This window comes from Pokkaliibacter sp. CJK22405 (assembly GCF_046614695.1).
GTDB lineage: Bacteria > Pseudomonadota > Gammaproteobacteria > Pseudomonadales > Balneatricaceae > Pokkaliibacter.
Genome location: NZ_JBKKHQ010000013.1, coordinates 332,780 through 356,529, shown reverse-complemented (window position 1 = coordinate 356,529; position 23,750 = coordinate 332,780). Strand labels below are relative to the sequence as shown.

General features: G+C 57.7%; 18 protein-coding genes. 5 read left to right on the top strand and 13 right to left on the bottom strand.

The window, feature by feature from the left end; translation table 11 throughout:
* Both ACKC9G_RS10475 and ACKC9G_RS10470 read right to left on the bottom strand, forming a co-directional pair.
* Positions 1-431: DUF4372 domain-containing protein (locus ACKC9G_RS10475; RefSeq protein ID WP_411405027.1), on the bottom strand; the 431-nt coding region annotated here is incomplete at its 3' end.
* Between the two features lie 216 nt (positions 432-647).
* The gene (locus ACKC9G_RS10470; RefSeq protein WP_411405025.1) at positions 648-2,852 is read right to left on the bottom strand and encodes an EAL domain-containing protein; all 2,205 of its coding nucleotides are present in this window, start codon (positions 2,850-2,852) and stop codon (positions 648-650) included.
* Between the two features lie 273 nt (positions 2,853-3,125).
* Between ACKC9G_RS10470 and ACKC9G_RS10465 the strand changes: the two genes are divergently transcribed.
* Complete coding sequence (locus tag ACKC9G_RS10465; protein WP_411405023.1) at positions 3,126-4,331, top strand: pyridoxal phosphate-dependent aminotransferase; 1,206 nt, start codon at positions 3,126-3,128, stop codon at positions 4,329-4,331.
* Between the two features lie 64 nt (positions 4,332-4,395).
* On the opposite strand, the gene astB is transcribed toward ACKC9G_RS10465, so the two are convergent.
* The 4 genes from astB to ACKC9G_RS10445 all read right to left on the bottom strand — a co-directional run bounded on the left by astB (position 4,396) and on the right by ACKC9G_RS10445 (position 9,608).
* Positions 4,396-5,733 carry an N-succinylarginine dihydrolase gene (gene astB, locus ACKC9G_RS10460; RefSeq protein ID WP_411405021.1) on the bottom strand — a complete coding sequence of 446 codons (1,338 nt, stop codon included), beginning with the start codon at positions 5,731-5,733 and terminating at the stop codon, positions 4,396-4,398.
* A 31-nt stretch (positions 5,734-5,764) separates the two neighbouring features.
* Positions 5,765-7,231: a succinylglutamate-semialdehyde dehydrogenase gene (gene astD, locus ACKC9G_RS10455; RefSeq protein ID WP_411405019.1), complete on the bottom strand. Its 1,467-nt coding sequence runs from the start codon at positions 7,229-7,231 to the stop codon at positions 5,765-5,767.
* Positions 7,232-7,329: 98 nt separating this feature from the next.
* A complete protein-coding gene (locus ACKC9G_RS10450; RefSeq protein ID WP_411405017.1) occupies positions 7,330-8,361 on the bottom strand; it encodes an arginine N-succinyltransferase in 1,032 nt (343 codons plus the stop codon).
* Positions 8,362-8,372: 11 nt separating this feature from the next.
* Positions 8,373-9,608, bottom strand: a complete 1,236-nt coding sequence (locus ACKC9G_RS10445; protein ID WP_411405015.1) for a hydrolase — start codon at positions 9,606-9,608, stop codon at positions 8,373-8,375.
* A gap of 209 nt (positions 9,609-9,817) precedes the next feature.
* Between ACKC9G_RS10445 and ACKC9G_RS10440 the strand changes: the two genes are divergently transcribed.
* Together ACKC9G_RS10440 and ACKC9G_RS10435 are read left to right on the top strand one after the other, a co-directional pair.
* On the top strand, positions 9,818-10,522 hold the full coding sequence (locus ACKC9G_RS10440; RefSeq protein WP_411405013.1) for a glutathione S-transferase C-terminal domain-containing protein: 705 nt from the start codon (positions 9,818-9,820) through the stop codon (positions 10,520-10,522).
* Positions 10,523-10,592: 70 nt separating this feature from the next.
* Positions 10,593-11,165, top strand: a complete 573-nt coding sequence (locus ACKC9G_RS10435; RefSeq protein WP_411405011.1) for an ankyrin repeat domain-containing protein — start codon at positions 10,593-10,595, stop codon at positions 11,163-11,165.
* A 117-nt stretch (positions 11,166-11,282) separates the two neighbouring features.
* On the opposite strand, the gene gndA is transcribed toward ACKC9G_RS10435, so the two are convergent.
* On the bottom strand, positions 11,283-12,692 hold the full coding sequence (gndA, locus tag ACKC9G_RS10430) for an NADP-dependent phosphogluconate dehydrogenase (RefSeq protein WP_411405009.1): 1,410 nt from the start codon (positions 12,690-12,692) through the stop codon (positions 11,283-11,285).
* A 319-nt stretch (positions 12,693-13,011) separates the two neighbouring features.
* Positions 13,012-13,896: a DMT family transporter gene (locus ACKC9G_RS10425; protein WP_411405007.1), complete on the bottom strand. Its 885-nt coding sequence runs from the start codon at positions 13,894-13,896 to the stop codon at positions 13,012-13,014.
* Positions 13,897-14,161: 265 nt separating this feature from the next.
* Between ACKC9G_RS10425 and ACKC9G_RS10420 the strand changes: the two genes are divergently transcribed.
* Positions 14,162-16,321 (top strand): putative bifunctional diguanylate cyclase/phosphodiesterase, encoded by a 2,160-nt coding sequence (locus ACKC9G_RS10420; RefSeq protein ID WP_411405005.1) that lies wholly within the window; start codon positions 14,162-14,164, stop codon positions 16,319-16,321.
* A gap of 65 nt (positions 16,322-16,386) precedes the next feature.
* Here the strand turns inward: ACKC9G_RS10420 and ACKC9G_RS10415 are convergent, their stop codons facing one another.
* From ACKC9G_RS10415 to ACKC9G_RS10400, 4 genes are all read right to left on the bottom strand, one after another.
* Positions 16,387-17,802, bottom strand: a complete 1,416-nt coding sequence (locus ACKC9G_RS10415) for a DEAD/DEAH box helicase (protein ID WP_411405003.1) — start codon at positions 17,800-17,802, stop codon at positions 16,387-16,389.
* A gap of 2 nt (positions 17,803-17,804) precedes the next feature.
* A complete protein-coding gene (gene aroE / locus ACKC9G_RS10410) occupies positions 17,805-18,647 on the bottom strand; it encodes a shikimate dehydrogenase (protein WP_411405001.1) in 843 nt (280 codons plus the stop codon).
* Positions 18,647-19,561, bottom strand: coding sequence for an oxygen-dependent coproporphyrinogen oxidase (hemF, locus tag ACKC9G_RS10405; protein WP_411404999.1), 915 nt, complete (start codon positions 19,559-19,561; stop codon positions 18,647-18,649). The genes aroE and hemF overlap by 1 nt, the downstream gene beginning before the upstream one ends.
* A 92-nt stretch (positions 19,562-19,653) precedes the next feature.
* A complete protein-coding gene (locus tag ACKC9G_RS10400) occupies positions 19,654-20,208 on the bottom strand; it encodes an L-threonylcarbamoyladenylate synthase (protein ID WP_411404997.1) in 555 nt (184 codons plus the stop codon).
* Positions 20,209-20,416: 208 nt separating this feature from the next.
* Here ACKC9G_RS10400 and ACKC9G_RS10395 point away from each other — a divergent pair, with 208 nt between their 5' ends.
* Positions 20,417-22,507 (top strand): GNAT family N-acetyltransferase, encoded by a 2,091-nt coding sequence (locus ACKC9G_RS10395; RefSeq protein WP_411404995.1) that lies wholly within the window; start codon positions 20,417-20,419, stop codon positions 22,505-22,507.
* A gap of 10 nt (positions 22,508-22,517) precedes the next feature.
* Here the strand turns inward: ACKC9G_RS10395 and dprA are convergent, their stop codons facing one another.
* Complete coding sequence (gene dprA / locus ACKC9G_RS10390) at positions 22,518-23,696, bottom strand: DNA-processing protein DprA (RefSeq protein WP_411404993.1); 1,179 nt, start codon at positions 23,694-23,696, stop codon at positions 22,518-22,520.
* Positions 23,697-23,750: the final 54 nt, after the last annotated feature.

The following is a 23,750-nucleotide window of genomic DNA, read 5'->3' as shown; positions in this document are numbered from 1 at the left end:
GACTGATGGATTTTTGCCCAGGGAAAAATGTTCAATGACAGATCGATGATGCTGGCATCGAGTGAGTAGAGAGGATTCTTGAAGCGAAATTTGTGCGAGTGTGAGCGTACAGAACAGCGTTGTAAGAGCTTATAAAAGACAGCCTCATAGAGTTCGGCGGGCTGCTGCTCATTAAGGCGAGCGAGCGTTGAGCGGGCAATCGGCCTGGCACCGAGATGGTAGAGCTTGTGCCTCTGGCCGGCGAGACTGGACTCGATATCCCGAAGGCTTTGGCGGCCTGAGATTTGAGACATCGCGATACCAATAAACTGATCCCAGCGAGAAGCGGAGCGCAGCTTTTGCCCCACATGATGGCGGCGAGCGAGACACTCGAAATCATGTCGGGATAAGGGCTTGAGCAACTGATGAAACGCAGTGTTATGATGAGTCAAAGCCTGAATCCTTTGTGAGTAGAGTGTTTGGTCGCACTCTCATTTTACTCACTTGGACTCAGGCTTTTTCATTGACTGCCATTTATGGGACAGCAGTGACCCTCGGGTCGCCTTTTTTATACCAGCACTCTCTGTATGCCTGGGATGTCGCTTTACCGAACAGCAACCTCAGCAGGCCAGAGGCAGTCCACAGCAGAGCAGGAAGTGCGCGTCGGCCTAGAGAGGCAGGCTGGACGAAGCTCTCACCATCGGCACTTCGCTATCGATGGGCTCCGCCGGACGGCCAAAGAGGTAACCCTGACCAAGATCACAGCCATAGCTCATCAACAGCGCCAGTTCTTCCTCGGTTTCGATACCTTCCGCCACCACATCCAGCTCCAGCGTGTGCGCCATAGCAATAATGGCGGCGGTGATTTTCTGATCATCCGGGTCGGTGGCCAGATCCTGCACAAAGCTGCGGTCCACTTTCAGGGTATCCACCGGCAGTTTCTTAAGCTGCGCCAGTGAGGAATAGCCGGTTCCGAAATCATCGATGGCAATCTTGAGACCGAGCTGACGGCACTGTTCAAGCAGGCGTACGGCATGCTCGATATCATCCATAATCAGCGACTCGGTAATCTCCAGAATCAGTGACGAAGCCGGTGCACCGGTCTGCTGCAGAATCAGCTGGAGCTGCTCGACCATGTCAGGCTCCTTAAGCTGAGTCGCGCTGACGTTAACAGCGATGGGGATGATCTGCTCTCCTGACTGAGCTCTGGCAGCAATAAAGCGGCAGGCTTCACGGAAGATCCAGTAACCCAGCGGGATAATCAGCCCCGTGGTTTCCGCCACATCAATAAACTCGCCGGGGAAGAGCAGACCCCGTTGTGGATGCTGCCAGCGCACCAGGGCTTCAGCCTTGCACAGCTCCCGGGTTTGCAGACAGCACACCGGCTGTAAATGCATTCGCAACTCGCCACGCTCAATACCCAGACGCAGCGCCTCTTCAATGCGTGCCCGGTGATTCGCATGCTGTTGCAGTACCGATTCATAAAAACTGAAGCGGTTCTTGCCCTGACGCTTGGCCTCGTAAAGCGCCAGATCCGCATGGCGTTGCAGCTGGATTTCCGTATCGCCGTCACCGGGAATCATAGCGATACCGATGCTGGCCGTGACCGTCACCTGACGGTTACGCAGTTCCACGGGCTTGCGAATAGCCTCAAGCAACTCGGCGGCGCGCTCCAGCACCTGTTCACGGTCAAGCACATGCCAGAGCAGGATCGCAAACTCATCGCCTCCCAAACGGGCGATCAGGGCACGATTACGTAGCAGGAGCTGCATCCGCGTGGCCACTTCCCGCAACAAACGATCGCCCCAGCGATGGTCGAGGGAGTCGTTAATACGTTTGAACTCATCCAGATCGAGATACAACAGCGCCGCCTGATCACCGCTTTGGCGCTGCAGCTCCAGACATTCCGACAGGCTACTCTCAAGCTTACGGCGGTTCGCCAGCCCAGTAAGACCATCAAAGTTGGCCTGATGTTCCAGCTCCTGGGTTTTCTGGTGCACCAGTCGGCGCAAACGCTCCGGCTCGCGGGAGATATAGAGCGTCAGACTCGCCAGTATCAGGGCTATCAGCACGGACAGCAGGTAACCGATCCAGTGGCGCATACCGGTGCTTTCATCGTACTCCAGCAGCAGATACCAGCTTTGACCGGGCACCCGCATATCCAGCTTGAGCACATGGGGCAGGGCATCATCAACGGGTTTGCCGCTGACCAGTGTCGGCCGGTGATCGGCACCGGGATGACGGGCATAAATACCGTAGTTAAAGCCCTGCAGCAGCAGATCCTGCAGCTCGGACTCGACAATGACATTGGACAGGGCAATCACCGCAGAAGCATAGCCCCAGAACTCATCCTTGCCCTGACCCCGCGGAAGATACACCGGGTTGCGTGCGATCACGGCAACGCCCCCTTGCACCAGTGTCAGCGGGCCGATAATCCCGGCCTGATGTTCATTGGCCAGTAACTGACTTGGGCTAAAACCCATGGCGCCGGTTTCGATCTTGACCAGATTCTTGCCGATAGCGAGCTCATTGCCACTGAGGGGATAGATATCGGTGATGGTGCTGCCGCGCGCGAACTGCAGACTGCTAAGCTCCGGGATATAACCGAGAATACCCGCCGCCAGCTGGTTAAAGTCAAAGACAAACCCCTGATGACGCACGACATCCTGGCCCAGAATGTAAGAGGCCGAGAGCGCACGGTTAATCCGTCGCTCAATCAGGTTCACCTCGGCACTGCCGAGTTGCTGCATGGTCAGGCTGCGTTGCTGGTTAGTGAGCTGCAGATTCAGCCACGTCAGGTACACGCCCGCGCCTGCGACGATCAGAAAGACCCACAGGGGAAAGAGACGACGCAACAGCGACATAGAAAACATTAATCCGATTTCCCGCGATTAACCGACCTGATGCCGGATAAGGCGCGCAATGATAGTGCCAGAATCATCAGTGACAACCTTTCCTCACTTATTAAAAAGAGTAGCAGTCATTGCACGTGTCACAACCACAGGATGACGGAGCCGCAGTGAAGAGGCAATCCGGCGCCTGAGCATAGCAGAACTCGTGGCTAGACCCCTGCTGTTCGCCTCTTTATAGTTGATCTGGATCAGCCTTTTCCCGCCGTCATGCTAAAGGCGTCTTACGACAGCCTGATGACCCCTCGACTGAATGACAAGATAGAGAATGCCATGCGTTTTTCTGCTTTGACCGAGCGTATCACTGGCCCGGGTAATGATGCCTGGACGATTCACCGGCAGGCCTGCGAGGCCTTTAACCGCGGTGAGGATGTCATCGTAATGAGCATTGGCGATCCGGATTTTTCGACGCCAAAAGTCATTGTCGAGCGCGCGGTGGAGGCACTCTATGGCGGAGATACCCATTACGCTGAAATTCCGGGTCGCCCGGCACTGAATCGTGCCATCGCCGGTCTTTATCGGCAGCAGGGGCTGGATGTTGATGAGCGCTGGGTGATTCCGGCCGCCGGGGCACAGAATGCGCTGTATGCGGCGGTCCAGTGTTTACTCGATCCCGGTGATGAAGTGCTGGCCTTTGCTCCACTCTATGTCACGTACACCGCGACACTGGAAGCCCACGGCGCCAAACTGGTCAAGATCAACACCAGCGCGGAGCATAGCTTCCGGCCCGATGTGGCGGCGCTGGCCGATGCCATCACCCCGCAAACCCGCGCGATTTTCCTCGCCACGCCGAATAATCCGACGGGCGTGGTGCTGAACCGACAGGAACTCAGCGCCATTGCCGAGCTGGCCAGGGCCCATGATCTCTGGGTGCTGGTCGATGAGGTCTATCAGCATCTGGTGTATGACGGCAGCTTTGTCAGCATGGCCAGCCTGCCCGGTATGCTGGAGCGTACCGTCAGCCTTGGCAGTCTGTCGAAATCCCACGCTATGACGGGCTGGCGCGCTGGCTGGATCATGGGTCCGCCCGAGATGATCGAACATGCCCAACGTCTGGCCCTCAATATGCTTTATGGCCTGCCGGGTTTTGTGCAGGAAGCCGCGATCACCGCTATCGCTCACCATCAAAGCATTTGTGAAGAGGCACGTCAGGTCTACGCGGCACGCTGTGAAGTCGTTCGTCAGGGATTGGAAAACCACCCGCGACTCACCTTACTCACACCGAAAGCCGGGATGTTCGTACTGCTGGATATCCGTCAGACCGGGCTATCTTCCCATGATTTTGCCTGGCGGCTGTTCCGTGAAGCCGGAGTCTCGGTGCTGGATGCCGCTGCTTTTGGCGAGATAGCCTCAGGCTTTGTACGCATCTCCTTCACGCTGAATGAAGCGGCCCTGGCGGAAGGTTGTCGTCGCCTGTGTAAATTTGTCGATTCACTGAACTAGGGCGCTAATACGGCCCATATCAACAAAAAAGCCCGCACATGCGGGCTTTTTCTTTATCGGTCAATTAACGCTGGAACGGGTAAACCGAACCCAGTTTCAGAATCTGCGTCAGCTCATCCAGCGCTGAGCGGGATTCGATCAGCAGTTGCGGATCCGCAAGGTCAGCCTCGATCAGACGGTCGCGGTAGTGGTTATCGACCCACAGGTTCAGACGGTTGAACAGGGTATCGTTCATCCACACGCCGGGGTTCACCGCTTGCTGTTCGGCCTCGTTCAGTACCACACGCAGACGCAGGCAAGCCGGGCCGCCACCATTGCTCATGGACTGGGTCAGGTTAAAGACCTTCACTTCGCGAATCGGCGTGTTCAGGGTCACCAGCTTGTTAAGGTAAGCCCAGACCGTCGGCGTCTTGCGGCATTCTTCCGGCACCACAATCGCCATACCGCCGGTCGGCAGGGCAATCAGCTGGGAGTTAAAGAGGTAGGACTTCACGGCATCCAGCACCGGTACTTCTGCCGTGGGCACTTCGATAAAGTGGAAATCACCACCGCCCATGGCCTCACTCAGCTGACGGTTTACCTCTGCGGTGTTGAGGAAAGCTTCCTGATGGTAGAAGGAGACGTTGAGGTTGCCCACCGCGATAACATCGTTGTGGAACACACCGGCATCAATCACCGCCGGATTCTGCTGGGCGTACACCACCTTGGCCGGGTTCAGACCGTGCAGACGGGCCACCGCTTCAGACGCTTCAAAGGTATGACGGGCAGGGAAGCGGGTAGGGGCGACCTTGCTGGAATCAAAGGCGTACTTGCCAAACACGAAGAACTCCACGCCCTGTTCGCCGTAGGACTGGGCAAAGCGGGTGTGGTTCGCCGCGCCTTCATCGCCAAAGTGATCCACCGCGGGCAGCGCCGGATGGTGGGCGAAGTGCTGCTCATCCGCAAACATGGCCTGCAGAATGTTACCCGTGACCGGATGCTCGATGGCGCGGTGAAACTTGTTCACCAGATTGGCGGGGGTGAAATGCACGCGGCCATCCTCAGTATCCGCACTGGGCGATACCGTGGCGGCATTGGCGGTCCACATGCTGGAGGCTGAACTCACTGCCGCCAGCACTTTCGGTGCCTGTTTCGCCGCCTGCATCAGCACCTGTGCATCCGAACCGGTAAAGCCAAGCTTGCGCAGGGTATGCACATCCGGACGTTCCTGCGGCGCCAGCACGCCCTGCAGCATGCCAAGGTCGGCCAGCGACTTCATTTTCATCAGGCCCTGTTTGGCCGCTTCCTTCGGGTTGGAAGGCGCGGCCTCATTGCCCATGGAGGCAACGTTGCCAAAGGACAGGCCAGCATAGTTATGGGTTGGCCCAACCAGGCCGTCGAAATTGGCTTCCAAAGCTTTCATGGCGTTCTCCGCAATCAGGTGGGTGGGCAACTTACAGCATCAGGCCTGGGCTGTAGCTTTCAGGCAGGCTCAGGCTGTCCACCTCAATGGAAGCCACCGGGTAAGCGCAGTAATCCGCCGCGTAGTAGGCGCTGGCGCGGTGATTACCGGAGGCGCCAATACCGCCGAAGGGCTGGTTGGACGCCGCCCCCGTGGTCTGGCGATTCCAGTTCACAATGCCCGCCCGCGAGCGCAGCAGGAAGTATTCGTACTCCTCGTAGCTATCGCAAAGGATGCCAGCCGAGAGGCCGTAGCTGGTGTTGTTGGCCACCGCGATGGCCTCGTCCAGATCCTGCACACGAATCACTTTCAGCAGCGGGCCGAAGTGTTCTTCATCGGGCAGATCGGTGACCTCGGTCACATCAATCAGGCCGGGGGTCAAATAGCCGGTTCCGGCGGTCAGCTTTTTGGTTTCGACCAGCGAATGGGCGCCTTTGGCCAGCAGAGTGGCCTGGGCCTTGAGGATCACATCCGCCGCCGCTTCACTGATCAGACTGCCCATAAAGGGTTGCTCTTCAGCATCCCAGGCGCCGATACGAATCTTGGCCATGGCCGCGATCAGCTTCTCGAGGAAGAGATCACCACGCTCACCGGTCGGCACGATAAGACGACGGGCACAGGTGCAACGCTGGCCGCTGGTGATGAAAGCCGATTGCAGTGTTTCGTGCACGGCTTCGTCCAGCTTCTCGGTCTGACCCAGAATCAGCGGGTTATTACCGCCCATTTCCAGCGCCAGAATCTTGCCGGGCTTACCGGCAAATTGTTTGTGCAGCAGGTGACCCGTACCGGAGGAGCCGGTAAAGAACAAGCCGTCCAGCTCATCATTACTGGCCAGTGCAATGCCGGTTTCCTTCTCGCCCTGCACCAGATTCAGCACACCGGCAGGCAGGCCTGCCGCTTCCCACAGGCGCACCATCATTTCAGCGACGGCAGGGGTTTGCTCGCTGGGTTTAAAGACCACGGTATTACCAGCCAGAATCGCAGGCACGATATGGCCATTCGGCAGATGCCCGGGGAAGTTATAGGGGCCGAATACCGCCACCACACCGTGGGGACGATGGCGCAGTACCGCTTTGCCACCGGGGGCGGCAGATTCTTTCGTGCCGGTACGCTCATCATAGGCTTGCAGGGAAATCCCGACCTTGCCGATCATCGCCTGCGCTTCAGTGCGCGCTTCCCACAGAGGCTTGCCGGTTTCCTCGGCAATCAGACGGCCCAGCGCTTCCTTATTGTCTTCCAGTTTGGTCTTGTACGCCTGCAGGATCGCCTGACGGTCTGCCAGAGCTGTCAGCGCCCAGGCCGGAAATGCCGCGCGAGCGGCTGACAGCGCCTGATCCACCTGTGCAGGTGTGGCGGTCAGTGCCTGCCAGACCAGTTCACCATTGCCGGGGTTGGTGGATACCAGCGATTGTCCTTCACCTGCCAGCCACTGGCCGTTGATGTAATGTTGACCTTGCATAACTGCTCCTGAATCTTGTCGTATCGGCTCAGCGCTCTGGCACTGACGGCCGTTGGCAGAGCATCGTGCTCTGCAGAAATGAGGGTTTACTGTGTGGCTCAGGGGTGAACCCAGCCGCCGGCCATGGGAGAGAGCCGGACGCGTTGCCCGGCACTGACACCCAGCGCATCGCAGGCAGCCTGACTCAACGTGACCTTGCCGTCCCTGACGGCGGTCTCCAGTGCCAGACAGCGGAATTGCTGCAGCTCGCCATTGCTGATCAGCAGCGGCTGACCCGCCGCAGGTTCACCGATGACGACCTCGGCGCTATCGCTTTCCTTCAGGGTACGGATCTGCCGGGCCTGGCATTCCAGGGTCGGGCCGCCATCAAAAATGTCGATGTAGCCCTGTGGGCGGAAACCTTCGTTTTCCAGAATCTGGTACGGCTTCATGGCATCGTCATGGGGCACACCCAGCACATCCTGCGCGGCATCGCTCAGAAGCGGCACATACACCGGATAGCGCGGCATCAGATCGGCGATAAAGGCCTTGTTGGTGACGCTGGTCAGGCGGTCGGCGCGGGCAAAATCCATGGAGAAGAAGTGACGACCGAGGCTTTCCCAGAAGGGCGAGCTGCCATCTTCATCGACCACTCCGCGAATCTCGGAAATCACCGTGCTGGCAAAGCGCTCACGGAAGGCGGCCATAAAGCTGAAACGCGCCAGAGACAACAGCGGCAGCAGACCTTGCTGATGGATGGAAGCTTCGGCAAACAGCGTCGATACCAGCGTCGCGCCGGTGTAGTCCTGACACAAATGCAGCGCCGGAATGCGGTTGTGGATATGCAGGTCACCCGAAGCGTGCACCACACTATCCTCACGGTAGGAATAAAACGGGCCACGAATGCCAACCGCCGCTTCCAGACCGGAAATACCGTGCACCTGACCACTCTCGGCATCACAGATCACAAAGAAATAGCGCTCTGCGCCGGGGTGCTCCACCGCTTTCTGAAAGGCCAGACGGCTGGCGCCAATCATATCGCTCAGGGCATCACGGTCTTTCGGCAGCGTGGTCGTGCCCACAGGCGCCATCGCCGCCAGTTGCTCCAATGCCGGCAGGTCGGCATGTTCGATAGGTCGAACCAGATACATGGATCAGCTCCTTAGCTGCGCTTCAGCCAGTCCCGATCAGTGTCGGTGGCCAGTCGGAACAGAATCAGGGCCGTCAGCTTGGCGCGCTCGCTCAGGCTATCGACCAGACAGTACTCCTCGTGGGAGTGAATCTTGCCGCCCACGATCCCCAGCGTATCGATATTGGGCAGGCCACAGGCCGCGAAATTATTGCCATCACAGCAGCCGCCGGTGGGTTTGAACTCCAGTGCCAGCCCCAGATTCTCGCCGCATTCTCGGATCAAAGAGGCAAGACGCTGATTCGCCGGAGACAACACCTTGGGCTTACGGCCAAACCCGCCGTGCACTTCCAGCGACAGGCCATCACGGCTATTGATATCGTTCTGCAGATGCTGAATATGCTCAAGACACCAGGCTTCATCTTCCGGGCGCTCAAGGCGGATGTTGAACTTCATGATCGCCAGCTCAGGGACGATATTGACCGGGCCGCCACCCTGCACAAAACCGGGGTTGATGGTAACGCCCTGACGTTGGCCGTTGAGATCATCCAGCGCCGAGGTGAAATCCGCCAGCGCGCGAATGGCATTGCGCCCCAGATGATGTTCGCGTCCGGCATGAGCCGCACGGCCACGCACGACCACGGAGAAATTACCGCTGCCTTTGCGCTCGCCGGCCAGATTACCGTCAGCGTAGGCAGGCTCGTACAAGAGGCCCACATGGTTCTGCGCTGCCAGTGCCGGGAACAGGGTACTGGAGCCGGGCGAGCCGATTTCCTCATCCGGGTTAAAGAGAATGTCCCAGCCAATCTGATCAGCGAAAGGGCTGTTCTCGAAGGCCTGCAAGGCACGCAGCATCAGAATCAGACCGCCTTTGAGATCCGCCACACCGGGGCCGTTCAGGGTCTTGTCGTCCAGCCAGCGCACTTGCTGAAAGCCTGAGTCCTTAGGGAAGACGGTATCCAGATGGCCGCAGAGCAGCACACGTACCGGTGCCTCGGGACGTTTGGAAATTTGCAGGGCGCGGCCCAACGGCTTGTGTTCTTTCTGCCCCTGATTACTGATCACTTCCTGCGCGGGCATCTCATGCCAGCTAACCTCGCCACCCAGACCTGCGGCCAGCTCGGCAAAGGCTTCAGCCACCCGGTTCACACCTTCTGTGTGATAGCTGCCAGAGTTGATGTTCGCTACCCGAATCAGATCCTCGACCATGGCATCCTGCTGGCTGTCCAGCCATTCAAGATAGGGGGTAAAGGCGCTGTAATCGGTCATAACGGGCTCCATCGTTGGAAAACTTCAGTGGCGGAAGGGAAAAACCTCGATTTCGACCCGCGTCGAAATGGCCTGTCACTCCCCTGTCAGCCAGCCTGTGGTAGTCTTGCTAGTTATACGCTGTCTCTGCCAGAGCAGCTATTCCATAGGCGACCGGATTTTTGTAATACGGACGTCTTGCCCGTTCATCCCGGAGCCTGAATCACCCCATGGTTGTTCTGCATCAGTTTCCCGCCATGCTCGGCCTGCCCAATGCCAGTCCGTACTGTCTCAAGGTCGAGGCCTTTATCCGCATGGCCGGTATTCCTTTTGAGATTCGCCACACGGCTTCCTACCGTGGCCCTCGTGGCAAGCTGCCTTTTATCGAGCATGACGGCACCGTGGTGCCCGAATCAGAAACCATTCTGGATACCCTGACGGAAATGGCAGCGCCTGATCGTTTGCAGGTCCTTACCCCGGAGCAGCAGACCACTGGCCACTTGCTGGCGCGTATGGCGGACTATTCCCTGTCGTGGATGCTGATGTATGACCGCTGGCTGGTGCCAGTCACCTGGCCTCGCAGTCGCGAAGCTTTCTTTACTTCAGTCCCCTGGATGATTCGTCCGGTACTGGCCGCGCTCTATCAGTTCCGTGTTAAGCGTGATTGCTGGGCACATGGTGTTGGCCGCCTGATCATGCCGGAGCGTCGCAGCCGTCTGCTGCAGGATCTGACCTGCCTGAGCGATGTACTGGGGGATAAACCCTATCTTTTTGGTGATAAACCGAGCCGCTACGATGCCAGCTGCTTTGGCGTCATTGCCAACATGGCCCGCGACCCGCTTGGCATTCCATCCAAACAGGTGCTACAAGGCTTCCCGAATCTGCTGGCCTGGTCTGACCGTATTCTGCGCGAGCACTTTAACTATCCCAATTGAGAACTAGCCCAATTGAGCAGCTCTGCGAATTGAGCCACTTCACGGCCACGTCCAAAAAGGAATTTTATTAATGAAGAAACTGGTGGGCGGACTGGTGCTGGCACTGGTCATCGTTCTTCCCTGTGCCTGGGCCTATGGTTTAGGCTCGATGGATACCGAAACCCTGGCACAATGCAGCGTCAATCAAACCAGCGCCAGCAAGGAAGGTGGTGGTTCGGCGCTGTATCCGGCGTCCGTGTGCTTTTCGTACCTGCGCAGTTTTCGCAGCACGCCGGCGGATATTCAGCTGCTGACTGACGGTGGTGGGTTGGACTCTATCCTCAATGGCGACAGCCCGATGAAATATAAGGTGGCCGCTTTTCTGATCCGCCAGGGCCTGTCGGTGGAAAGTATTAACCACCACAGTGTCGAAGACAGAACCCTTGCAGTGACGCCGCTACAGGCCGCCATTTATTACAACGATCTGCCACGGGTACGCTTCCTGCTGGATCAGGGCGCCAATCCACTGGTAACGGATGAAGATGGCCATACGCCTTTGCAGGTCGCCACAGGCTTTCAGCAAACCCGGCCTGATGTCACGCGCCTGCGGATCATGTATCTGCTCAAGGATGCCGAGGACAAGGCCAAGGCTCCGGCCAGCTGAAGTGCGCGGTAATGACCCATAAAAAAACGCCTGCAATTGCAGGCGTTTTTCATTTCATACCGCTTTTTCATTTCGCAAAACAGCCGCCGGAACAGGCGACTGTTATCCTGTGGGGAATTAGCTCAGCCACTCAGTGTGGAAGACGCCTTCCTTGTCAGTACGCTTGTAGGTGTGCGCACCGAAGTAGTCACGCTGCGCCTGAATCAGGTTGGCAGGCAGAACTTCTGAACGGTAGCTGTCGTAGTAGGCAATCGCCGCGGACAGGGTAGGCACAGGAATACCGTTCTGCACAGCAAAGGCCACCACGTCACGCAGTGCTGCCTGATACTCGTCAGCGGCCTGCTTGAAGTACGGCGCCAGCAACAGGTTGGCCAGATCAGGCGTGTCGTTGTAGGCATCGGTGATCTTCTGCAGGAACTGGGCGCGGATGATGCAGCCAGCACGGAAGATACGCGCGATTTCGCCGTAGTTCAGGTTCCATTCGTGCTCGTCGGACACCGCACGCATCTGTGAGAAGCCCTGTGCGTAAGACACGATCTTGCCCAGGTACAGCGCACGACGCACTTTCTCAACGAATTCAGCTTTCTTGTCTGCCGCGATGCCATCGTTGCTGGGGCCGCTCAGTACCTTGGAAGCCGCAACACGCTGAGTCTTCAGGGAAGACAGGTAGCGGGCAAAGACGGATTCGGTGATCAGGCTCAGAGGCTCGCCCAGATCCAGCGCGCTCTGGCTGGTCCACTTGCCGGTGCCTTTGTTGGCAGCTTCATCAAGGATAACGTCGATCAGCTCGATGCCGTTTTCATCTTTCTTGGTGAAGATATCCGCAGTGATTTCGATCAGGTAGCTGGACAGCTCGCCCTTGTTCCACTCAGCGAAAGTGTCAGCCAGTTCCTGGTTGCTCAGACCCAGTGCGTGTTTCAGCAGCGCGTAGGCTTCAGCGATCAGCTGCATGTCACCGTATTCGATGCCGTTGTGAACCATCTTCACGTAGTGGCCGGCACCATCCGGACCGATGTAGGCCACACAGGCTTCATCGTCTGCACGGGCAGCGATTTTTTCCAGAATCGGCGCCACCATTTCGTAGGCTTCACGCTGACCACCAGGCATGATGGACGGGCCTTTCAGGGCGCCTTCCTCACCGCCGGAAACACCGGTACCGATGAAGTTAAAGCCTTCCTCGGACAATTCCTTGTTACGACGAATCGTGTCTTTGAAGAAGGTGTTGCCGCCGTCGATCAGGATGTCGCCTTTATCGAGGAAGGGCTTCAGGGATTCGATGGTTTTGTCAGTGGCCGTACCGGCCTGAACCATCAGCAGAATACGACGGGGCTTTTCCAGAGAATCCACGAACTCTTTCAGGTCATAGAAAGGAACCAGCTGCTTGTCGGGGTTGTCGGCAATGACTTCGTCAGTCTTTTCCGCTGAACGGTTGAAGATCGAGACAGAATAGCCACGGCTTTCGATGTTAAGGGCAAGATTACGGCCCATCACGGCCATACCGATAACGCCGATCTGCTGCTTGGACATGAAACCACTCCTGTTATGAGGATCAGAGCCTCGACCAGGGCGGGGACGAGGCGTACCAGTTGGGCTGGTATGGTAATGCAGAGGACGGTAAGGATAAATGAAAAATTACCGATTTTTGGTCATTTTAGTATCAGTTGCCCCGGTAACTCTGCGCTTTTACAGGATATGCAGGCATCCTGTCCGTCGGGCAAGGACAACAATGCGTCCTGCCGATGATTGAGACCCACCATCGCCTGGCGGTAGCTCATACCCAACATAACGGAATTGTTCATCAATGCAGGACTCCGAGCGGCAAGCGCAGACGTCGTAACGACACCTGTCAGGGTTCAATCAGCTTGTCGGGCATGGGCCTGCGACCGCGAAGCCGCATGTGAATCACCCCAATACCGCCCAATGTCAGCAGCGCACCGACCCAAAGCTTCCAGCCCGGCGCCTCGCCATAAATCCAGATCCCCAGAAAGATCGCCATGATCGGCGAGAGCATCATCAGCGGCGTGGTCAGGCTAACGGGATAGCGCTGCACCAGATAATAGACAATGGCGTGGCCGGTGAGGGTCGCCCCCAGTGCCGAATACACCGGCGCCAGCCAGTCTGACCAGGCAGCGGTCTGCAAACGCAAAAGGTGATCACTTTCAAAGATCAGGGACAGCAACCACAGGCTCGGTGTGGCGATACAGGCAATCCAGGCCTGCAATTGCCAGATACCCACGCCTTTAAGACCTTTCATCCAGATCGTGGCGATCGCGAGAAACAGCCCGGCCAGACTGATCAATAACAGCGCCTGCCAGTACTGCAGCACTTCCGGATCAAAGCCGACCAGTACGACTCCGGCGATAGCCAGCCCCGTCCCCAACCAGCGTTGTACCGACATAAACTCACCCAGCCACAGCCAGGCCATCAGCGTCGCGAAAGGCACATATAACTGCGTGGCAATCGCCACACCGCCCACACCCCCGGCCATGGAAAGACCGAGAAAAATCATGCTGAAGTGACCGACACCGAGAATCAGACCGATCTTGAAGATCTGCATCATCTGACCCGGCACTGGCTTCAGAAAAGGCAGTAACAGCAGCAACACCACCGTAAAGCGCAGCGCGGTAAACATCAGCGGCGAAAAGTGATCCGCGCCTTCCTTGCCAGCAATGTAATTAAGCGCCCAGGCAGTGTTGGCGAGCAGGGCAAGGCCCCAGTCTTTCAGTGGCATTGGGTTAAACCCCGTTGACATCGGCCCGTGCCGATCTGGAATGGAAACCAAAGCATATCAGGCCTCTGTGGCGTCTGCCTGCGTCTATTCGACCTCAAACGACAAGTCGTGCGTCTAGGTGCGTTCCAGACCATGCAGTAACATATTCTGACCATGGTTGAGTGCTTTACTCAGGTACTCAATCACTGAACTTACATTTTTTGCTTGTTTACTCTCCGCCCCCGATCAACCCATTGATCAAGAGAGTTCTAAAGGGGTTTAACCTATGACGGGTGTGTACGACTGGCGTCTGGTCGTCCTTTCAATTCTCGTGGCTGTCGCCGCGTCCTATACCACACTGGATATCGCTAATCGTCTGGTTTCCCGGATTCGCGCCCGTACCTGGCCCTGGATCCTGGGCGGCGCTCTTGCCATGGGTACCGGCATCTGGGCGATGCACTTTATTGCCATGCTGGCCTGGAGCCTGCCCATCGAAATGGGCTATGACATCAGCCTGACGGCAACGTCCTGGCTAATGGCCGTCATGGCCTGCGCACTGGCACTGATGGTGGTGGCCGAGCAGCAACTGTCGTGGGCGCGCCTGCTGGCAGCGGGTTTCTTTATGGCCCTCGCCATTTGCGGCATGCATTACGTCGGCATGGGTGCGATGCGAATGCATCCGGCCATTACCTATGATCCGCTGTTGTTTACGGCCTCTGCTCTGATTGCTTTTGTCGCCTCCATCGCGGCGATGTGGATCTGCTTCAAGTTACGCAGCGCCCGTGGCAAGTTTGTGCTGTTACATCGTCTCGGCGCCGCTGGCGTCATGGCCATCGCGGTCGCCGGTATGCATTACACCGGCATGGCAGCAGCGATTATTCCTGCAGACTCCGTTTGTCTTGCCGCCTCGGATCTGAACCTTGGCTGGCTGGCCGCCTGGGTTGCGCTGGCTTCATTCACGTTGCTCGGCATGATTACCATCGTCTCGATGATCGACCAGCACCTGGAATACAGCACGTTGAAGCTGGTTGATTCCCTCAGTGAAGCCAATGCCCGCCTGCTGCACCGCAGCCTGCATGATCCCCTAACCGAGCTGCCTAACCGCATGTTGCTGGAGGATCGTGTGAGTCAGGCTCTCCATGTCAGCCAGCGGGAAAAGACGAAATTTGCGCTCATTTACATCGATCTTGATGGTTTTAAAGTGGTCAACGACAGCTTTGGCCATCACGTCGGCGATGAGCTTCTGTGCAAGGCTTCACGGGCCATCGAGAATATCGTGCGCGGTTCCGATACGCTGGCCCGCGTTGGGGGAGATGAATTCATCCTGCTGGTGAATGACCTCAAAGAGGAAAACCAGATCGTCTCGGTCTGCGCCAAAGTCCAGCGGGCCGTGGCGGCAATCAACGAGGCAGGTAAACAGCCTCTGGGAATCTCTGCCAGCATGGGCATCGCTATCGGCCCGGATGACGGCGAAAGTACCAGCCAGCTGATGGCCAATGCCGATGCCGCCATGTACCACGTCAAAACTCACGGCAAGAACGGCTATCAGTTCTATCAGCAGGAAATGAACAAAGCCTTTGTGGCCGAGTACCAGCTGCAGCAGGAGCTGCGTGAAGCCCTGCGCGATGACAAGCTGATGCTCTATTACCAGCCCAAACTCACCACCAATCACCGTGAGATTGTGGGGGCGGAAGCCCTGCTGCGCTGGAATCATGCCGAGCGCGGCATGGTACCGCCGGATATTTTCGTCGCCACCGCCGAGCGTTTCGGCCTGATTTTCGAACTCGATGCCTGGGTACTGCGCACAGCCTGCCGCCATATTCGCCACTGGCAGGATAGCGGTCTTGAGGTGCCGACGATTGCCGTCAACCTGTCGGCACTGCGGTTACGTCAGGAAGACCTGGTCGATGAAGTCGAGGCCTGTCTGCAGGAATTTGGCGTAGAGCCCGGCAAGATCATCTTTGAAATTACCGAAACGGCGGAAATGCAGGACATCCTCAAAGCCGTGGATACGCTGGCGCGGCTGAATACTCTCGGGATTCATATCGCTCTGGATGATTTTGGCACCGGCTACTCCAGTCTGACCCACCTGCAACTTTTCCCCATGCAGCAGCTGAAGATTGATAAGTCCTTTATCCACAACCTGATTGGCGATAACAACCGCGCCGAAATCGTACAGTCGATCATCAGTCTGGCGCATGCCCTGAAGCTTAAAGTGGTAGCGGAAGGGGTCGAAACCGAGGATCAGATGGCGTGTCTTTTGAACTTCAAGTGCGATGAGGTGCAGGGCTATCTGCTCGGCCGCCCGATGCCGGAAGACCAGTTCCGTCAGTTGCTCAAACAGGTGGCGGTCATACCGGCAACCACCGCAGACGCCGTACCCCTGATCAGCAAGGAAGAGCTGGCCAGCATTACTGCAATCGTACCGCCGCCTGCGCATCCCTGAACGGTAAGCAGCAATAAAAAAGGCCATCCAGTTATTCTGAATGGCCTTTTTGCATGCAGGGGTTCTTAGGCTTTACCGGTTTTCTTGGCTTTAAGCTTACCCGCGCGTTTACGCTTTTTCGGGAAGGCGCCAGCCGTCTTGATCGGCTTACCTTTCTTATCCTTCTTCACCTTGGGCTTGCGTGGCTTGGGCTTAAGCACGCGGGTCGGCGCCAGACCGGGCAGGGAGATCCAGGGAATGGTCAGGCCCTGATAGCGTTCCATACGACCGAGCAAATGCAGGTCATTGCTGTCAATCAGGCTCCAGGCCACACCGGCCGCGCCGACACGACCAGCACGGCCAATTCGGTGAATATAGTCATCCGCGCCTTCCGGCAGGTTGTAGTTCACCACATGGGTAATGGTGTCGATATCCAGACCGCGAGACGCCAGATCGGTTGCCACCAGCACCTTGGTGCGCCCACGACGGAAGCGGCTCAGTACATCACTGCGACCACCCTGGTTCAGATCACCATGCAAACCGTCGCTGTAATGACCGCCCTGACGCAAGACCAGTTCCTTGATCTGATCAACCTGTTTGCGGGTATTCACGAAGACCACCGCCTGATTGACGCTCTTGTCGTTCAGCAAGGCAAGCAGCAGCTTTTGCTTGTGCTCTTCGTTATCCGCCTGCAGCGCAAACTGGCTGATGGTGGAGGGCGCTTCAGTTGCACTCAGAATGACTTCAACCGGCGCATCCATCACGGCTTCGGCAAAGTCTTCCAGTTCACGGTTATCCAGGGTGGCAGAACAGAGCCAGGTTTGTGGCTTGTGGCCGATGCGCTCGATCAGCTCCGCCAGTAGCTTCACAAAGCCCATTTCCACCATGCGATCGGCTTCATCCAATACCACGGCGTGCAGACCATGCAGCTCCACTTCACCCTGCAGGGCCAGCTCCAGCAGGCGTCCGGGGGTCGCGACCAGAATCTCCGGTGCATTCTGCAGGGACCGTACGTTTTCACCCATGGGAGTGCCGCCGACCAGCAGTGCGGCACGCATTTCGGCGAAAGCCATAAAGGCATTGATCACCTTGTACACCTGATTGCCCAACTCACGCGTGGGCACCAGCACCAGTGCTCGTGGGGCCTGAGGATCAAGCGGCTCCTGATCCATCAGTCGCTGCAGCATGGGCAGCACATAGGCGAGGGTTTTGCCGGTGCCGGTATGGGCGCAGATCAGCACATCATCGCCTTCCAGGCCATGAGGAATCGCCACGGCCTGCACTTCGGTGGGCACGGTCAGGCCAAGCTGCTCAAGTACCGCGATCAGCGCAGGTTCAAGATCCAGCTCATCAAAGCTTTCAAAAGCCAGCGAGGCATCGCCAGCCGCACCAGCGGCGATCAGGGTTTCGGGCTCTTCTGCCTGATGCTCAAGAGCATTCACCTGCTCATCAATAACAGCGGCCTGGGCTTCCTCAAGGGAGGAATCTTTAGAATTAGTCATACTTATCCTGTAAGTAAGGACTGACGAATTTTAGCAATCACCGGTGCTGTTTGCGGCCGGACGCCTCGCCAGATCCAGAAAGATTCCGCCGCCTGTTCCACCAGCATGCCAAGGCCATCCTGGCAACGTGCCTGACTGTGGGCCTGAACCCAGCGCAGAAAAGCGGTCGGTTGCGCGCCATACATCATGTCGTAGGCCGCGCCGTTAGCATCCAGCACATCCGCAGGCAGCGGTGGTACATCACCCTGCAAACTGGCGGAGGTGCCATTAATTATCAGATCAAACTGCTGGCCTGCGAGGGCATCAAATCCACAGCCCTGAATCGCTGTGGAGGCTTCTTCAGCCAGATCAGCAAAGAGTTCGGCCAGCGCCTGCGCCTTACTGGCCGTGCGGTTGGCAATCACCAGTTGTGCCGGCTTTTCCGCCAGCAGTGGTGCCAGGACACCGCGCACAGCACCTCCAGCACCCAGCACCAGCACCCGCAGCCCGGCAATCTGCCAGCCACAGTTTTCGCGCATATCCCGCACCATACCGATGCCATCGGTATTGTCGCAGGCCAGTGTCTGCTCTTCAGTGATATAGACGGTATTAGCCGCGCCTGCACGCTTTACCCGCTCACTCAGATGCTGACACAGGGCGGGCACCTGTTCTTTAAACGGCACAGTGACGTTCATTCCGCGCACACCGTCTGCCACCAGCGCCTGAACACCTTCCACGAAGCCATCCACAGGCAACTCCTGGCGGTCATAGCAAAGATCCTGACCGGTCTGCTCGGCAAACTGCTGGTGAATCCAGGGAGACTTGCTGTGGGCGACGGGATGACCCAGTACCAGATAACGATCCATTAGGTGTTCTCCAGCCAGTTCTGGTGCGGTAGAAACTCGCGAGCCAGTCGGGCTTCTTCACTGTCAGGCTCGGGTGACCAGGCATAACCCCAGTTCACTTCCGGCGGCAGGGACATCAGAATTGACTCGGTACGGCCGCCAGACTGCAGGCCAAATAAAGTGCCGCGATCATACACGAGATTGAACTCGACATAGCGCCCACGGCGGAATTTCTGGAAGGTTTTTTCCCGTTCGCCAAAAGGCAGATGACGACGCTTTTCCAGGATCGGCAAATAGGCCGGCAGAAACGCATTTCCCACCGACTGCATAAAGGCAAAGCTCTGCTCAAAGCCCAGCTCGTTAAAGTCATCAAAGAAGAGGCCACCCACCCCACGCGCTTCCTGCCGATGCTTCAGGTAGAAATAGTCATCACACCAGGATTTAAAGCGCGGATACAGCTCGGCACCAAAGGGATCGCAAGCCGCCTTCGCCGTCTGATGCCAGTGCACGCAGTCTTCACGAAAGCCGTAATAGGGTGTCAGGTCGAAACCGCCGCCAAACCACCAGACCGGCTTCGCGCCTTCCTTGCGGGCAATGAAGAAACGCACGTTGGCATGGGAAGTGGGGACGTAAGGATTATTGGGATGAATTACCAGTGACACGCCCATGGCTTCAAAGCTGCGTCCTGCCATTTCCGGGCGATGCGCCGTGGCAGAACCGGGCAGGTTATCCCCCATGACATGGGAAAAATTCACACCGCCTTTTTCGATCAGGGCACCGTTGGTCAGTACCCGTGAACGGCCACCACCGCCTGCATCGCGATCCCAGCTGTCCTCAATGAACCGGGCCTCGCCATCGGCCGCTGCCAGCGCCTCGCAAATCTGATCCTGCAGAGCCAGCAGATAGGCTTTTACAGCCTGACTATCCGGAGCCATGAAGTTCTCCTGTGCTGTAACAGCCGTCGCTGCCCAGTCGCTGTCTAAAATCAATTATTCACTGCCCGAGGGGCCTGATCACCGAATCGCATTCAGCGTAGCTGCTTGCCGCTTTCCAGATCAAAAATCCGTGAAGGCTTGGCTTCCTTGCCAAGCTCGCCCGGCAGAATGCCATCCACGCGACCACCAAAATACTGCTGAATCCGCAGTCGTGAGCGCGCAGGCTCAGCGCCGGAAGGGTTAGCTGAGGTCGAGACCAGCGGGCCATACCAGGCATGACACAACGCCTGCACCACCGGATGGGAGCTTACCCGTACCGCCACCTTGTCATGCTGGCCTTTGATCCAGGTCGGAATCCAGTTTTCCGGGTCCGGCATAATCCAGGTACAGGGGCCAGGCCAGGTGGCATTCAGCTTCTCGCGCTGTTCAGGGGTAACGTGCAGCAAAAGCGGAGCAATCTGCTCCATCGTCGCGGCGACCAGAATCACCCCTTTTTCAGGAGGGCGCTGCTTTAGCCTCAGCAGGCGGACAAAGGCATCCGGGTTCCAGGGATCGCAGCCCACACCCCACACGGCCTCGGTGGGATAGGCAAGCACGCCACCCAGTGACAGGGTCTCGACGGCACGACGAAGAAAGAGAGGAGACATGAGCGTAATCTTCCGCATGACACCGATCAGCACATGAACACCGCGGCTCAGGCCAATCACTCGACGATCTGAAATCGATAACGGCAGACGGATCACTGCCGGTGAGGGCCAAGAATACCAGTCATTGGCGCTGCGCTCATCCCCGGCGCCGGTTTCCTGCCAAAATTAGTCCGGATCAGGTAGGCTTGGCGCCATGTAGGAGACCACCATGACCCAAGGCTTTTCAACCCTCAGCGCAGCCCTTGAGAACGCACTTCTTGTAGCGCGAACTCAGCGTTTTCGCCTGCCTGTCCTGATTGAAGCCTCCTGCCTGTCTGAACTGGCGGCGCTGAGTCCTTTACTGGGTCAGCAAACCCGGCTGCTGGCCCCGTCGGCTCTGGAAGTGTTACCGGATACGCTGCCCTGTACCCGTCGCCAATTGCAGCGCGAACTGGGTCAGGAAATTGACAGCCTGATCATCGACCTTCGCGTCACCGACAGCAGTGCGATCGATGTCGATGCCATCGGTATGGCCAGCGGCATGATTCGCGCCGGCGGCCTGCTGATTCTGCTCACCCCTGATCAGCCAGATGGGTTAACGCAAAACAGCCGCTTTCTGCAACGCTGGCAGCGCCTGCTTCATGCCATGAGAACGACCTTTGTGCGCGCTGAACAGGGCATCTGGCGCTTACCTGAGTTCCTCAGTCACCCAGCCACTGCGCGTGAGCGGATCTCTGATCCTTATCGGACCGGGGATCAGGCCCGTTGTGTCGCCCAGATTGTTGCCAGCGCCAAAGGCCGAGCCCGTCGTCCGCTGGTGATTGAAGCCGACCGGGGCCGGGGCAAATCCCACGGACTGGGACTGGCGATCGCTCAGCTCGCCAGTGAAGGAGCTCTTCATAGCGCACAGCCAGCACTGCTAACGGCGCCGGCAATTACCAACGTCAGTGAAGTGTTGAACACCGTGGAAGCGCAGGAAGCAAGTAGTGCCTGTCGTTTTGTCCCCGTCGACCGCCTGCTGGAAACCTTGCCTGACACGCCGCTACTGCTGATTGATGAAGCTGCGGCGATACCTGCTCATGTACTGCAGCAGCTGTGTGCCCACTATCCACGCGTGGTCATGGCCACCACCGTGCATGGTTATGAAGGCACAGGACGTGGCTTTGCAATCCGTTTTCGTCAGCACCTCAAGGACAATTATCCCGCCTGGAAACACTGCAGCCTGACAGCGCCTGTGCGCTGGCAGCAGGGTGATCCGGTTGAAGCGCTGACTCATCAGTTGTTACTGCTGGATGCCGAACCGACGCGCTGGCCGGAGCCGGCTTCACAGCCGCAGCAGCGACAGGCTGCCATTGCGCTCAGAGAGGAGCTGGATCAGGAAGCGGTGCTGCGGGATATCTTCGGCTTACTGGTTCAGGCCCATTACCGCACCACACCGAGAGACCTGCAATGGCTATTGGATGATCCTGATACGCTGGCACTGGGGATGCCTTCCAGCGCCCATGACAGCTGGGCTGGTTGCCTGTTATGCCGTCAGGAAGGCCCCATCGAACCCGCTCTTGCCGAGGCCATCTGGCGCGGCGAACGCCGCCCCGCGGGTGACTTGCTACCTCAGGCGTTGCTGTTTCAGGCAGGATTGCGGGATGCCGCCTCACTCCGCTTTGGACGTGTTCAACGCATCGCGGTGCGCGAAGAAGCGCAGCGCCAAGGCATAGGCCGCGCCTTACTCGCAGCTCAGGAGCAACAGGGAAGACAGCGTGGCTGGGATATCATCGGCACCAGTTTTGGTTTAAGCCTGCCGTTATTGGCTTTCTGGCGTGCCTGCGGTTATCAGCTGGCCAGCCTGGGCCTGCGCCGCGACAGCACCAGTGGTGAGTTCAGCGCCCTGTTACTTAAACCACTTAACTCTGCCGGTACCGCACTGGTGGTTGAAGCCCGTCAGCACTGCCTGAAGGAGCTGCCCCTTATGCTCTCGGGACCACTTAAGACGATGGAGCCAGCGCTGGCCTGTGCTTTGCTCTGGCAACAAGCGTTAACGCCTGAGCCGTTTTGCACCAAGGACAACAGTGATCTGGACGCGTTCTGTCAGGGTAATCGAGAGCTGTGGCGTAGCCGCAGTGCGCTCGACAAACTGCTGCTCACAGCGCTCAAAAAGGGCTGTGACGCCAGCATGTGTGAATGGTTGATTGCCCAGCTGTGGCAGCAGCAGGATGAAGCATTACTCGCTGGCGTACGTAAGCTCAGTGTGGGCAGACCCTATCAGCAGGCACTGCGTGCTGCTGTGCTTAAGCTTTGGCGTCACGTTGGCGGCTCACTTTGATCACGAATAGTCAGAGCCTGAACACCTTCACGTAACCCCCAGCCTCCAGTGCCACTTTGCCTTCCAGCTCCCAGGCCAGTAACTGACCAAGAATCGCTTCGATGGGTAACTGTGCCATCGACTCCAGCTCATCAACGCTACGCGGTACATCGTCCAGATAACCCCACAGCGGATGGTTTTCCTGCGACTCCGGCATCAATGAATTATCGGGCTTCTGCGGTAAGGATTGGCTGACTTCTTTGGATAAATTCAAGGCAGATGACGGTGTCTGGCTCATCCAGGGTTGCTGTTGATAATGGTAGGCCAGCAGACTGACGACCTCATCGGCGATTTGCTCCGTGCTATCCAGTAACGTTGCCCCTTCACGGATGATGGCATGGCAGCCGCGACTCAACGGGTTGTGGATAGAACCAGGAATAGCGAATACCGCGCGGTTTTGACTCATGGCATGGCGTGCTGTGGATAAAGACCCGCTTTTTAGCGCCGCTTCCACAACGATCACTCCGACACTTAACCCACTGATCAGCCGGTTACGGCGAGGGAAGAAGGCCCGTTGTGGCTGGGTTCCCAGTGGAAACTCTGACACCAGCGCACCGCCGGCCTCCAGAATCTCCTGCGCCAGACGCAAATGGCTGGCCGGGTAGAGCCGATCAACACCCGTGCCCATGATTCCCAAGGTGATGCCTTTGGCATCCAGCGCCCCCTGATGAGCCGCCGCATCGATGCCTAACGCCAAACCGCTGGTAATCGCCATGCCCTGACTGGCCAAATCCCGGGCAAAGGCGCGTGCCGTCGTATTGCCCTGATGACTGGCATGACGACTTCCGACAAGGGCAATCTGCGGCAACGTCAGTGCATCCCGCCGTCCACGAACATAGAGTACAGGCGGGGCATCACTGATCTGACGCAACAGCGCCGGATAGTCCGGATCCGCAAAGGTAATCAGATGATGCTGCGGATCTTTCGCCAGCCACTCATTGAGCTGATCCTGCGCGGCCTGCCAGGGCTTGTCTCTGGAGCCTAATGCCGTAACGGCCTGAGCAGGGAGTTTGGATAGCAGTAACGCATCCGGGGAGAGCAAAGGTTCCGGCCAGCGGGGAAAATGCGCGGCCAATGCCTGCCAGCGTTTAGGGCCGCAACCGGGCAGCCATTGCCATAAAAGATAGGGGTACTGGTGTTCGCCAATCATATTCCTTCCCTGGAAATCGACTTAAAACAGGATCAAAAAAGGAGCGCCGTCCTG